Annotated in this window: 3 protein-coding genes; all 3 read right to left on the bottom strand. The window is 71.3% G+C overall.

What is annotated here, in order from left to right:
- Positions 1 to 81: 81 nt before the first annotated feature.
- The 3 genes from K3A85_RS11530 to K3A85_RS11540 are packed head-to-tail and all read right to left on the bottom strand — an operon-like array spanning position 82 to position 14,071.
- Entirely contained in the window at positions 82 to 3,144 is a 3,063-nt protein-coding gene (locus K3A85_RS11530) for a CHAT domain-containing protein (protein WP_225206646.1), read from the bottom strand.
- Positions 3,144 to 12,308: a hypothetical protein gene (locus K3A85_RS11535; RefSeq protein ID WP_225206647.1), complete on the bottom strand. Its 9,165-nt coding sequence runs from the start codon at positions 12,306 to 12,308 to the stop codon at positions 3,144 to 3,146. Before K3A85_RS11535 ends, K3A85_RS11530 begins: the two co-directional genes overlap by 1 nt.
- Positions 12,308 to 14,071: a ShlB/FhaC/HecB family hemolysin secretion/activation protein gene (locus tag K3A85_RS11540; RefSeq protein WP_225206648.1), complete on the bottom strand. Its 1,764-nt coding sequence runs from the start codon at positions 14,069 to 14,071 to the stop codon at positions 12,308 to 12,310. The genes K3A85_RS11535 and K3A85_RS11540 overlap by 1 nt, the downstream gene beginning before the upstream one ends.
- Between the last annotated feature and the right edge of the window lie 73 nt (positions 14,072 to 14,144).

A 14,144-nucleotide genomic window follows, 5' to 3' on the forward strand; every position in this document is an offset into this window, starting at 1 on the left:
GCTTGCCATGTCTATCAGCGGGTAGATAATTCCTTTTAAAGGAAAAATCGGCCTCCGAACGCTCGCAAGCTTTTTCTCCTGTCAGCGCGACGCCTGGGTGGGCGAAGGCTGTGCGCCTTGAAGCAGCGGCTTCGCGCCGTCGCCCAGAATGATGAACGCGGCCCAGTAGAACGGGTGCGAGGTGTTGGCATCGTCCATCAGCTTGCCCTGCGCTTCCTCGAGCGCCTGCGCCAACGGTTCGCCCGGCCTTGCACCGACGACACCGCCGATCAGGCGCTTGGTCGCGTCGAAGTCGTCGGGCACGGGCCAATGGCTGGCGATCACCGAGCGCGCGCCCGCGCCGACGAAGGCGCGGACCAGGCCATCGAGCGCATAGTTGCCGCCGGTGGTGACGCCCGCCTCCCGGCTGGCCGCCACGGTCGCCATGCCGGCGGTGTCGCAGGCCGACAGGATGACGAGGTCGGCATCGAGCTTGAGGTCGAATATCTCGCGGAAGCTGAGCAAGCCATCCGAGCCCTGGTCGCCGAAGCTGGTGACCAGCGCGGGCCGCGCCGGGCAATCGGCGCGCGGCGCGGTGACGAGGCCGTGCGTCGCGAAGTGCAGCACCCGGTACTGGTCGAGCGTCTTGTCCGAGAGCAGCGCCGAATCGCTGAACGTGGCGTCGGTGCGCACGTCGCTCGCTCCGCCGATCGTCTGGCGCGCGAAGACCAGTTCGTCGGCCGCGATCGGACGTTGCCAGGTGACCAGCGGCCAGTCGCACTCGTCCGCCACGGCCGCGACCGGACGGAATGCCGGGACCGCATTGTGGCCGAGCCCGAGGTAGGGCCGCGGCGCGTGCGAAGGCGAGAGCTTGCGCAAATCGAGGAAACCGCGCGGGGAAACCGCGATCGAAATTTCGCGACCGCGCGCCAGCCAGGCGATGCCGGTGAAGTCGAAGGCATCGGCATCGGACGACCTGGTGCGCTTCTTGTAGGCGGCGATGCCCTTGTCGTCGGTGACCAGCACCGAGGGCGGCAATTGCAGCATCGCGGCGTCGGGTTCGAACACGAGGTGCTTCACCGCCGGCAACTGCGCGTCGATCGCCCCGAACAGCGTGCGATAGAGCGCGCGCGAGCGGTCGAGGTCGAACGGATAGTTCACCTGCTTGCCGTTCTCGACCTTGACGATCGAATCGCGGATCGCCTGAACCTCGTCGGCAAGCTTGTTGCGGTCGAGGTCGAGGCGGAAGGTCTGCGCGCCATCGGGCTTCGCGAACAGCGCGTAGAGGCTGTCGCCCGCCGCGATCAGCTTGTAGTAGGCCTCGCCCGGGCGCAGCGCCTGCTGCAATTCGCCCAGCGTGACCCGCTGCGGGGCGAGCACGTTGTAGCGCGGATAGGCGGCAAGCTTGCTGACCAGTTCGGTCTGGTCGCGCTGGAGCGACGCCAGCGTCTCCCGTGCCGCGGACAGGGCGGTTTGTTCCTGCGGGGTCGGCGCGGGCAAGGCGGCCAGCCGCGTCACCTCGGCATCGGTGCGCGCGATGTCGCGGCTGCGGGTCACCGACAGGCGAAACAGCGCGGCGGCATCGTCGTTGCCTTCGGACAGTTCGCGCGCCAGCACCGCCTGGGTCTGCGCGACGCCGGGGCGCTGGAGGACTTGCGCAGCGGTGAACATCGCGGCGGCGCTGGCCGCATCGCCGTCACGGGCCAGCAGGCCGAAGTAGGGCGAGAGCATCTCGCGCAGGATCGTCCCGCTGTCGCTGACCAGCGCGCTCTGCTCGATCACGCTGGCGTAGAGCGCCTTGGCCCCCGCGGCATCGCCGCTGCGGCCAAGGAACGCCGCCTTGCGCGCCTGCGCCGCGAGCAGCGCGGGCGATTGCGGGAACGCTGCGGCAAGCGTGGCGATGGCGCGATCGAAGTCGACCCCGGCTTCGCCCTTGCGGCCTTGCGCCTCGTTGAGCAGCGCCTGCTCGATCTGGATTTCCGAGCGCATCCACCCGGTCGAATCGACGCGCCCGCCGCGCACCGCGGCGAGCCGGCGATCGGCTTCGGCAAGCTTGGCGAGAGCTTCGGCATAGCGGCCCTTGAGCCGCTCGGCCGTGCCCGACAGCGCCACGCCCTGCGCATCGAGGATCTCGGCGCGTTCGGCCGGGGTGAGCCCCGGATCTGCGCCGCCCAGCCGCAGCAGGGTATCGTTCTCGCGGTTGATCTGCTCGGCGAGCGGCAGGTTGATTTCGCCCATCGCCAGCTTGTCGCGGTCGAAGGTGACGCTTACCGGCGGCACCGGCTTGGCGAGCTGCGCCAGCGCCGCATCGGGCTTCTTCTGGTTGAGCAGGTCGATCGCGCGGTAGTTGCGCAGCCGCCGCTGGGTCACTCCGTCGCCAGCGCCGAGCGTGGCCTGCGATTGCTCGAACAGGCGCTGCGCCGCGGCGAAGTTGCCGAGGTTCGACTGCTGCAGGCCCTGGTTTGCCAGCGCTTCGGAAAGGTCCTGCGGATCGGCGGCGCGGTCGCGGCTGGCGAGCGCTTCGAAGAACTCGGCGGATTCGGCGAAGCTGCCGCCATTGTTGCGCAGGTAGCCTTCATCGCGCGCGCCCGACTGGTCGAGTTGCCCCGCCTGGACGCGGGCGAAGGCGGCAGGGTCGGACACTTCGGTGCTGGCGACGCGGATCTCGCCCGGCACCGGGCGGTCGGTCGCGACGCTCGCCAGCGCGAGCCGCAGCGCCGGGTCGTAGCCGGCGAGCCCTTCGACGAAGTAGCTTACCCCGCCGCGCCTGACGAGGTAGCGGCGATAGTCGACCCGCGAGCGCGGGTCCTTGCAGGCAAGGCTTTGCACCGCCCCCAACCCGTCGAGCGTCGCCGCGCCCGGCTCGGCGCACTCAAGCGTGACGCCCGGCAGCGCGCTGGGTTCGGTTGCCGGCACGACGTCGCGCCGCACCGCGATCAGCGAGCCGACCGCGCCCGCCGCGTCGCGGCAGGTGAGCCGGTAGGAGCGATCGAACATGCCGCCGAGGCGCGCATCGACCGGAGCGTTCTGCGCGGTGCACATCACCCCCGACGAGCCGATGCGGAACGAGTTGCGGATCGACAGCGGCGGCGCCTTGGCCTCGGTGATCCCCGGCAGGGTGAGCGCGAGCGCGGCAAGGCTCGCCCCGATCAGTCGCGCGCGCATCACTGTCCTCCCTCGGCGGTGTTCTCGTTGACCGGCGAGCCCATCAGCGCCGGGTTGCCGCTGCCCGCGACGGGTTCCTCGATGCGGCCGGGCGGGTTGAGCGGGCGCATGTCGATCAGCGGGGTGGGCGGGACGATCGGCGGCCCGGCCGCATCGTTCGCCGCGTCCTTCTGCTCATCCGAGGGCTGCTCGCCATCGGCATCGGGAGTGGGAGTGAACCCGGGCGTGTTGCCGAGATCGTTCTGGCCGAGGATCTCGATCTGGTTGGAGATCGTCGGTCCCGCGATCTCGACGGGAATCTCCGGCTCCTCGACCGGCGTCGTCACCTTGCCGCAAGTGGTTGCGGCGATCAGGCAACCGTTGACCTGGCTGTCGGTGCCGAAGAACTGGATCTGGCTGTGGTTCTGGCCGAAGGCGGTGAAGGCATCCTTGCCGGCGAGGATCTTGCCGCTGCCGTCGAGGAAGCTGCCGCTGACGATCATCCGCACCGGGAAGGTGCCGAGCGGAACGATGCGGAAGCCGTCGGCGGCGGTGACGAAGCCCGCGGGCGCATCGACGGTGCCGGTGTTCTGGACGTAGAAGCTGCGCCCCACGGTGAAGTCGAACCCGCCCGCGGCGAGCACCCCGTCGGGCCGCTGGACCGCCGTCGGGCGCGCCAGATCGGCGACGAGACCGGTATAGGCGATGTCCTGCGCGAGCTTGTCGAGGATCGTCCCCTCGGCGACATGGATGCCCGCGGCGGTGATCCGCAGGGTGCCCGAGAGCGCCTGACCGCTGCCGGTGATCGCGAGCGAGCCGGTCGCAGCGTCCAGCTCGAAGCGGCCGGTGGCGAACTCGAGCGCGTTGGTGGCAAGGAAGCCCCGCGCGGCGACATTGCCGAGGATGCGGATGCCGCCCGAGATCTGCCCTGCGTCGTTGACCGTCTCGAACCGGACGCTGCCGTTGGGATCGTCGATCGTGCTCCCGGACTGCGGCCCGGTGATGGCGAGATTGCCGATGCGGATATCGGCAGCGCCCGCGCCATCGAGCGCGCGCACGGTGAGCGAGCCACTGCGGATCAGCGCCCATTCGGGTGCGCTGAGGTTCCACTCGGTGTAACCGAAGCCATCGCCCAGGGTGACGCCGTTCTGGCTCAACGAGCGCAGCAGGATCGTGCCGCTGGCGCCCGCATCGAGCCCGAGCGGCTCGCCGTCGAGCGAAGCGGTGTTGATCGCGATCGCGGTCGACGCGACGGTGATCGAAGGCGCCGCCCAGCGCGCGTTGACGAGCGCAAGACCGCCGCTGTCGACCATGATCGACTGGCTCGCGTCGATCTGGCCGAGCGTGGCGCCGCCGGCCGAGGCCGAGGCGAACCGTCCACCCGAAGCTTGGGTGATCTGGATCGTTCCACCGGTGCGCACGGGCGACGGCGCCGAAGCCAGCGCGGCGACGTCGTAGGCGCCGGCCTCGACCGTGTTGATGACCGTTGCCGATCCGCCGACCAGGATGCGCCCCTGTCCGGCGACGATCGCGCCGGTCTCGGGATCGATCTGCCCGGAGACAAGCTCGCTCGCCACCACGTTGCCGCCGGCGAGCAGGGCCATGTCGCGCCCGATGACCTGGCCAAGCGACAGCCCGCCTTGCGCGACCAGCGCGATATCGGTCTTCGCCGCGACCAGCCCCGCCGTCAGATCCCCGAGCGAACGGACCTGGATGCCGTCCGCCTGGCTGAACAGGCTCGAGAACGTGGCGTTGCCCGCGACGTTGGCGGTCACCGGGCCGTAGGCGGTCACCGCCTGGAACCCGGCATTGCCGCCCGAGCGCAGCGTGATCGCCCCGTCGGCCGCGAACAGGCCGAGCCCGCCCAGCGCGCCGCCGGCATCGAGGGTGATATCGCCGGTCGATGCCGTCACCGCGCCGAGCGTCGCGGTGGTCGCCGCGTTCGCGCTCACCCCGGCCTGCGCCAGGAGGTCGGCGGTGAGCAGCGAACCGCCCGAGCGCAGGTCGATCGCCCCCCCTGCGGTCAGCGCGCCCAGCTGGACCGCGCCCGCGGTGCTCTCGACGGTGACGTCGGTATCGGCGGTCATCGTGGCGGCGGTGATCGCCCCCGTGGCGAACAGGCCGATCGAGCCGATCGACGAGGCGAGGTCGGACAGCGACAGGCTGCCGCCCTGCGCGCGAATGGCGATGTCGTCCTGCGTGGCGATGGTCCCCGCCACGATGGCGCCGGGCGCCGTCAGGTCGAGCCCGCCGCCGGTTGCGGTTACCTGCCCGAGCTCGATGCCGCCGCTGGTGGTTGTGATCGCAATCGCCCCGCCGGCCCGGACCGCGCCCGCCTGGACCCCGCCTACGGGTCCCGGCCCCGGGGGAACCGGGCCGAGAACCGATTCACGCGCGGTGCTGACATCGCCGCCGGCGGCAATCGTCAGATCGGCGCCCGCGGTGAGCCCACGCGTCAGCACGCCGCCGGTCGCGGTCAGCGAGAGCGCGCCGCCGCTGGTCACGCTGCCGAGCAGGAGCGGCCCCGCCGCGCCCACCGTCACCGTGCTCCCGGAAAGGTCTTCGGTGACGACCCGATCCGTGCGCGAGAGCACCGTGAGCGCCCCGCCCGCGGCGAGGGAACCGGTCGTGACCGTCCCATGCCCGTCGAGATCGATCGCGCCGCCGAGAGCTTCGACATTGCCGAGGCCGATCGTGCCGGCCGTGCTGGTCGCCGAAACGCCGCCCGCCGCCTGGACCGCCGGGCTGGTCAGGGCGCCGCCCGGGATTGCGATGTCGCCCACCGCGCGCAAGATGATGTCGCCGCCGCTGGCGATGTCGACGAGGCTCAGCGTGCTCGCACTGTCGAGCGTCACCGCGCCCGTCGTCCGCACCGCGCCGAGCGCGATCGCACCGGTGGAGCTGGTTGCGGAGAAGCTGCCCTCGGCCTGGACCGCCGGGCTGGTCAGGGCGCCGCCCGGGATTGCGATGTCGCCCACCGCGCGCAGCGTGACGTCGCCGCCGCTGGCGATGTCGACGAGGCTCAGCGTGCTCGCGCTGTCGAGCGACACCGCGCCCGTCGTCCGCACCGAACCGAGCGCGATCGCGCCGGGCGAGGTGATGTCGAGCGAGGTTGCGGTGACATCGCCGCCGCTGATGCCGCCCGCAGCAGTGAACACCGCGGCGCCGGCATCGACCGCGCCACCCAGCGTAAGCGTCCCGGCGGAATCGAGCACCACCGCACCCGTCACGTCGAGCGACTGCAGCGAAAGCGTCTGCGCGGTTGCTGCGGTCAGCGATGCCGCCGCGATCATACCCGTCGCCCCGATCGCGCCGGTCGCACGGACCGTGCTTGCGGCGAACAGCGCATCGTAGTCGTAGGTCGAGCCGCGCGGCGAGCCGCCGGCCGCAGCCATCGCGTAATCGGCAATCAGCAGGCGCCCGGTCGCATCCGCTCCGGCGAGGGAAATGTCCCCCCCGGCAAGCAGCGCCCCGTCAACCGCGTTGACCTGGCCGAGGTCGAGCGTACCGGCGGTGAACAGCCGGGTCGCGCGGGCATCGAGGTTGCCGAGCGTGATCGAGGTGTCGCTCAGCACTGCAAGCTCGCGCGTCGAACCGGCGCTGCCCGAGGACGCAACGTGGACGTCCTGGCCGGTCAGCGTCCCCGCCGCGCTCAGCGATGCGCGGTCGACGGCATCGACCGTGCCGCCGATGGCGAGCTGGCCGCCCGCGCTCACGGTAACGGCATTGCCCGCCGCGATGGCGCCGAGCGCCACGTCGCCGCTGCCGACCACCGAGACCAGCCCAGTGGCGCCGAGGTTGCCGAGGCTGATCGTGTCGCCCGCGCCGATCAGCAGATCGCCCGAGGCCGAAACGTCGAACAGCCGCACTGCGCCGCTGGCCGTGATGCTCGTGCCCGTGCCGGCCTTGAACGAGACGTCGCCGATGATGTCGCGGTCGCTGGTGACGGAAAGGTTGTTGGCCACCTCGATCAAGCCGGGCGCCGTCACGGTCAGGCCGGAAGACACCCAGTTGCCCGCGTGGATCTCGGCATGATCCGCCGTCAGCCGCCCGCTGTCGACCACCACGGTGAGGTCGCCCGGGGTATCGAACTGGAAGCCGGAGGCTACCGTAACCGTGCCGTTCTGCACGCTGATCGGCGCCGCGAAGTTGCCGGGCTGCACGGTGCCGCTCGCGTAGAATTGCAGCGAGCGCGCAGACACGTCGCTGTTGCGCACGGTCAGCTCGACCGGTTCGCCGAGCGCGGTGGCGACGCCGTTGACCGTGCCGAAGCCCTGCGTCGCGGTGGCGGCGAAGGTCAGGTCCTGTGCATCGAGCGAACCGCGCTGCGCATCGAGCAGATAGCGGCTGGTCACCAGCAGGTGCGCGCCATCGGCGGTATCCGCTCCGTTGGGGGAATCGGCCGGGACGCCGACGGTGGCGTCGCCGCCGTTGCCCTGGGTGCTGCCGAGGCCACCGCTGCCGCCCACCGCGCTTGCGTCGAAATAGCCTGCGCCGCTGAGCGAGACGTTCGCGCCGCGCACCAGCAGGGTCGCACCGCCGCCGACGCCATTGCCGCCATTGCCGCCCGCGCCGTCGCCAAGCCCGCCGATGCCGCCGCTGCCGCCATTTCCTGCGGCGCCGAGCGCATAGGCCGAAATCGTGCCGAACCGCGCGTAGCCCTGGTTGAGCGCACCGGTATCGTTCCCGCTCTGCGTGCCGACCTGGATGGTGCCGCCCAGGCCGTCGCCGCCGCGCCCGCCCAGGCCCCCGGCCGTGCTGTCGTTGTCGCCGCCGTTGCCGCCGACACCGCCAGCGCCTTGCGCGCTGAGGACCGCGGTATCGATGATCAGCGCGCCGTTCCCGGCGCTGCCGAGCACCGCGACGCTGCCGCCGAGCCCGTCGCCGCCGCGCCCGCCGATGCCGTCGACGCCCGTGCCGTTGCGCGCGGTGCCGCCGGTGCCGCCGAAGCTCTGCGCCAGCACGGTTGCCGATCCGATCGTGATCTTGGCGCTGCCGGCGAGATCGCTCTGCGACGAGATGATCGCCGCCCCGGCGGTGGCGCTTCCGCCCACGCCGCCGTCGCGCCCCGCACCGCCCAGCGCACGCGAGTCCACCGTTACCGAAGCGAGGTCGACCGACCCGTTGCGGGCATAGATCCCCGCGGTGCCCGACGTTGCGGAGCCACCGTTGGTGCCTTCGCCGCCGGACGCATAAGTGGTGACCGTGGCCTGGCCGAGAGCGACGATGCTGCCGCCGTTGCCAAGCTCGTCATCGTTGCCTGCGGTCAGCGAGGCGAAGCCGCCCTCCGCGCTGCCGCCGATGCCGGTACCGCCCGACTGGTCGCCCGCGCCGCCGAAGGCAGTGGCGCCGACCACCACGTCGCCCAGCGTGATCGCTCCGCCGATCGAGCGCAGATAGGCCTGGCCGCCCAGCGCGAAACCGCCGATGCCGCCCTGGTCGGTGTTGTTGCCGCCAGTAGCGCCGACGTCGATCGACATGTTGCCGTTGAGCGTCGCCCCGGCGTGGACCGCCACGTTGACCGTGCCGCCGTTCCCGGCGCCGCCCACATTGGTGCCCTGCGCGGTTCCGCCGAAGCCAGGAGCACGTAGCGTGAGCAGATCGGCGAAGATGTCGAGGCCCGAGCCCGCCTCGATCCGCACCGAACCGCCACGCCCGTTGCCGCCGGATGTCGTCAGCGATGCGCCGCCGACGCCGCCGGCATCGGTGAACACCGAGGCGAACATGAGCCGGTTGCCGGTGGTGGTGCCGTCGGCGGTGAAGAGGATGGTGCCGCCCAATCCCATACCGCCGTCATGCGAGCAGCTGGCGCATCCCACGCCCTGCGCGCCAAAGCCGGTCACCAACAGGTTGGTCTCGCCATCGACGCGGATCACCGATCCGCCGCGATCGGCCCGCACCGTGATCGCGCCGCCGGTGCCGGCGCCGCCGGCCGCTGCCGGACCGCGCGTCGGGCCGAAGCCGCCGGATCCGCCCTGGCCGCCGGTGCCGGTGGCATTGACGACCAGCGATCCGGCCGCCAGCGAGCCGGTCGAGGCGACACCCGCAAGCGCGCCTTCGGTATCGAGCAGCACCGTCCCGCCGAAGCCCGCGCCGCCGGTGCCGCCGGCGCCGCCGGCCGGGCCGGTCGAGGAATCGTTGTCGCCGCCGCTTCCGCCGAGACCACCCTCGCCCGAGGCGTCAATGGTCAGCGAACGCGGCGTGAGGTTGCCGTTGCCTGCGCCCGCATTGACGCGGACCGAACCGCCCGTGCCGTCTGCGCCGAGGCCGCCGTTGCCGGGCGTAAGAATGCCCGAGGGCACGCTGACGCCCTCCCCGTCGCTGCCATCCCCGCCGCGCCCGTAGGCGCTCAACCTGAAATCGGTCCCGGTGATCGTCGAAGCGCCGCCTAGGTCCGACCGGGCATCGAGCGTGACCGACCCGCCCTTGCCCGCGCCGCCGCCGCCACCGCTGCCGTCGGAGTCGATCGAGCCCCTGCCGCCAAGGCCTTCGGCCTCCAGCGCCAGCCCGCCGTCGAAGCGGATCGTGCCGTTGCTCGCGATCGCTTCGGCAAGGCCGCCGGTGCCGCTGCCCGCCTTGAAATACCCCGTACCGCCCTGGCCTCGCGCGCGGACCGTCACCTCGCCGCCATCCGGACTGAAGTCGAGGGAACCGCCAGTCGCCGAGATCAGCGCATGGCCGCCGGTGCCACTGCCGCCATACTCTGCGATGCTGCCGCTGCCGTCGGCGAGCACCGAAGCCAAGCCGCTGATGCTGATCGCCCCGCCGCTGGTGCGCAAGGCGGCGAACCCGCCCGTGCCGCTGCCCCCGCTGGTTGCGCCATTGCCGCCGTAACCGCCCGCTTCGGCGCGCAGTGACGCCATGGAAATCTGTCCGGCGAAGGCATCGACGGACGAGGTGCCGCCAAGCCCGTCGCCCCCTGCGCCGGCCTGGCCTTCGCCGGAACCGCCGCCTTCGGCATACGTCGCGACGCGGACGTCGTCCGCGGTCAGGCTGCTGCCACTTGAGAGGACCTGCACCAGCGCCGTCCCCCCGGTCGCGGCGCCGCCCTGCCCGCCGAGGTAATCGGCGCCGCCCTCGGCGGTGGCGCTCACGTCGAGATCGCCGAGCGTCAGCGTCGCGCCATCGACCTTGACCTGCGCAACGCCTCCAAGCGCGCTGCCGGACCGCGAGACGAACGACTGGGACCCGCCCGAGGCGTCGGCGTTGACGAAAGTGGTGCCGGCGATGCCGACGGTGTGCGCACCCGTCGCCGTCAGGCCGGCGACGCCCCCGGTCGCATTGCCCGCCACGCCCGAATAGCTGTTGCCGCCGAAGCCATTGGCGGTGATCGTCAGGTCGCCGGCGATGTTTACGGTGTGGGCGGCGCTGCCGCTCAACACGAAGCCAGCGTTGCCGCCGATCCCGGTGCCGCCTTCGATGGTGCAGGTGGCGCAGCCCTCGCCATAGGTGCCGGTTCCACTGGCGCCGATGCTGACATGGTCCGAAACGGTGAGCGATCCGCCGCCCTCGCCGGCGATGATCGAGGCAAATCCGCCCTGCCCGCCGCCGCCGCCGTAGCCGCCCGAGACATTGCCGCCGATGCCTTCGGCGAAGACGTCAATGTATTGCGCCTCGATCTGGGCGCCGGTGCCGTAAACGATCTGCGCCACGCCGCCCTTGCCGCTGCCTGCCGTGGCGGCCGAACTGGCGCTTCCGCCAAGACCGCTCGCGCCGAGGTCGATGCCCTCGCCCACGCCGACGAACGCGCCGTCGCTGGCGGTCAGGGAGGCGGTGCCGCCGGTGGTGAGCGCGGTGTCGACCGCACCGGTGCGATCGGCGCGGATCGACAGGCGCTGGCCGACGGTGAGGCTGCCCGCGGACACGGTCACCGCAGCCAGGCTGGTATCGTTGACGCCGCCAAGGCCGACGACCGCGGAATCGAGCGAGACCAGCGAGAGGTTGCCCTGCACGTCGAGCGACGAGTCCGCTCCATCGACCACGACCTGTGCCCCGAAGCCCGGGTCGGCGCCGGGAAGAGCCGCGCCGCGCAACGTGACGTCCGAAGCGAAGGCGCCCGTTGCGCCGCCCGCAATCGACAGCGTCGTGGCCCCGGTCGACTTGGCGTCCACCGCCGAGCTTGCGGCGATGGCGCCGATCGTGATCTCCGAAGCGCCGGTCCCGCCGCCCGCCGACCGCTCGAAGCTGGCGCTGCCGCCGACGACGTCGTAGCCGGCCGAAAGCACCACCGTGTTGCCCACGACGTCGGCCGCGCCGGCCACGTCGAACCCCAGCGAGCTGCCGCCCGCAATCGCCATCGTGATCGCATCGTTGCGCGGCACCGCGACCATGTAGATGCGGTGGATGAAAGCGGTCGAACTGCCCGCTGCACCGCCGATCGAGCCGTTGTGCTGGAGGACCGTGCCGGTCGCACTGGTGCCCTGGTCGACGCGGATGCTGAACAGGCTGCTGGGCGAGAACTCGATCGTCGCGGCGTCCGCCGCGACCAGCGCCGCCGATCCGTTGACGTCGATCGTTCCGCTCTGGGTGATCTTCGGCGCGACGATCGCGAGGTAGGAATTGGTATCGGGCCCGGGTGCGCCGACGCTGATCTGCGCGCCGCTGGCGATCTCGATCGTCGCCCCGGCGTCGGCCTGCTGGAAGGTGACCACGCCATTGGTCGAGAACGCGCCGGTCGACTGGTCGAACGGAATGTCGGACGCGCTCAGGCCGAGGTTGCCGACATCGAACACCGCGTTCGAGCCGATCAGGATTCCCCCCGGGCTGTAGAAGAACACGGTGCCGCCGCGCGTCGTGCCCGATGCGGTCTGCAACTGCGAGATCACCGTACCGTCGAACTGGACCTGGCGCGACGGATCGGCCGGCAGGATGCGGTTGAGCACCGCGAAGTCGGCGGTCGTATCGAAGTTGTTGGTGAACGTGGTGGTCGTGCCCTGGGGCTGGAACGCGATCGGCCCGCCGCCGCTGGCGTCGTCGTAAGGGTTCCAGTTGATGACCGCGTTGGCGCTGTTCACCGTGACGGTCGTCGTGCTGCCGGTGGCAAAGATCGAGGCCGACCCGGCGACGACTTCGCCGTTCCCCTGGAACGATTGGGCGTGGGCGACGATCACGCCGCTGGCCAGCGCGGTCGCCACGGCGAGCGACGATACGGCGACGAGTTCGCCACGGCTGCGGGTGCGGGGCATCAGTTGGTCCTCCACGGCAGGAGACGGGTCGTCAGGGTCACCAGAAAGCGCGGATCGGGGCGCGCCGGGGCAAGGCGCGTGCCTTCGAGCGGGACGGCCAGCGTCGCATCGAGCCGGAACCGTTCGCCCAATTCGCTGCGCACCCCGCCGCCGACCGACACCAGCCGGTCGGAGCCATCCACGTCCTTGTTCCACGCCCAGGCCACATCGCCGAACACATAGGGCTGAACGCGAATGTCGCCGTGACCCACCGCATAGCGCGGGCCGCGCACTTCGAGCGAGACGCCCACGGCATCGTCACCCGCGATCTGGCCCGGATCGTAGCCGCGTCCGACGGTATAGTTGCCGCCCGAAAACTCCTCGAAGCCGAGCAGCGGGGTAAAGGCGTACTGACCGCGCGGCAGCAGAGCGAACGAGACCTTGCCGACGACCCGTTCGAACTCGCCCTGCGCACGCACGACCGTGGCGTCGGGTCGGCCATCGGCGCGGCTGAGCGGGGTGTGGCCGACGCAACCGGCGCCGACGCAGCCATGCGAGGCATCGAGGATGTCGAGGCCCTGGCGCAGCTCGAGCGCGCCCGAGGCCCGCCATGCCGGCGACGCGCGCGACGTGTCGACCGCATCGGCATCGAGCCGGGTCCACAGCACCCGCAGCCGGTCTCGCGTCAGCGGGCCGATCAGGTCGACATCCTGGTTGGCGAGGTCGAGCCCGGCCGAGAGCCACAGGTTGGCCCGCTGCGAACGGACCAGCGGATAGCGCGCATAGAGGCTTGCGAACAGCGTCCTCGCCTCGAGCTCGAGCCCGCCCGGCAGCGGACCGATGTCGGGCTTCGTCCAGGCGTAGGTGAACTGTCCGCCGACAACCAGGCCCTCGCTTCCCGGGCGGAACTCGTGGCTCGCCTGGAGAATGTGCTGCTCGGTGAAGTCGGCGGTGGCATAATACGACAGCGTCGTCGCGTCGCCGAGCCCGGTCAGGCCGAACGCCTGCGCGCGCAGCTGGCCGCCCCAGCGCCCGGTGGCCCGCGACGCGAGGTTCTGGATCGACAGGTCGGCGACCAGCGGCACCCGCAGCACGGTGACCTCGCCGACCAGCTCGCCCGGCGCAGATCCTGCGGGACGCAGCGTGAGCTGGACGTTGTAGCCCGGCAGGTCGCGCGCCAGCAGCAGATACCGTTCGGCCTTGTTGCGGTCGAAGATCTCGTTCCTGGTCAGCTGGCCGAGGTATTCCTGCAGCTTGCGCTCGGCGCCGCGGGTTTCGCCGCGCGCGCTGATCGCGGTGACGCGCGCATAGAGCACCTCCATCCGCACTTCGCCGTTCTCGATGCGCTGCGTCGGCACCTGCACGGCGGCAAGGTAGCCCTTGTTGCGCAGGATCGTGCCTGCGGCGTCACGGATCTCGCACAGCGTGGCGATCGGCTGCGGCGTGCCCGCGAACGGCTTCCACGCCGATTCCAGTTCCTCCGCGCTCGCCCCCTTGAGCCCGTTGAACGTCACGTGGCCGATGGTGACCTTGATGTCGGCGTATTGCGGGTCGGCCAGGGGACAGGGCGAATGTTCGATCCCGCCGGCGATCGACAGGCGCGGCGCAGGCGCAGGCGCGGTCTCGCCGGTGACGCCCTGAAGCTGGTCTCGCGTGGGAATTCCGCCGGTCGCCGGCAGGCTCTGCGCCAGCACCGCGTGCGGGGCCGCGACGCCGAAAACGGCTGCAACGCCAATGCCCAGGCCGCCGGCCGAAGCGCGCTTCAGCCAATCGGAACTCTTCACCTTGCCGGCCATTGCCGCCCCCGTCGTCGCCTGTTTCGACGCGGCCCGAAATTGTTTTATTTTCCGGTCGTTA

The sequence above is a fragment of the Novosphingobium huizhouense genome, assembly GCF_020179475.1.
GTDB lineage: Bacteria > Pseudomonadota > Alphaproteobacteria > Sphingomonadales > Sphingomonadaceae > Novosphingobium > Novosphingobium huizhouense.

Excerpts from the sequence above, each read along its gene's own strand:
- K3A85_RS11535 (WP_225206647.1), bottom strand. The coding sequence starts at position 12,308 with ATGCCCCGCACCCGCAGCCGTGGCGAACTCGTCGCCGTATCGTCGCTC.
- K3A85_RS11530 (WP_225206646.1), bottom strand. The coding sequence starts at position 3,144 with ATGCGCGCGCGACTGATCGGGGCGAGCCTTGCCGCGCTCGCGCTCACC.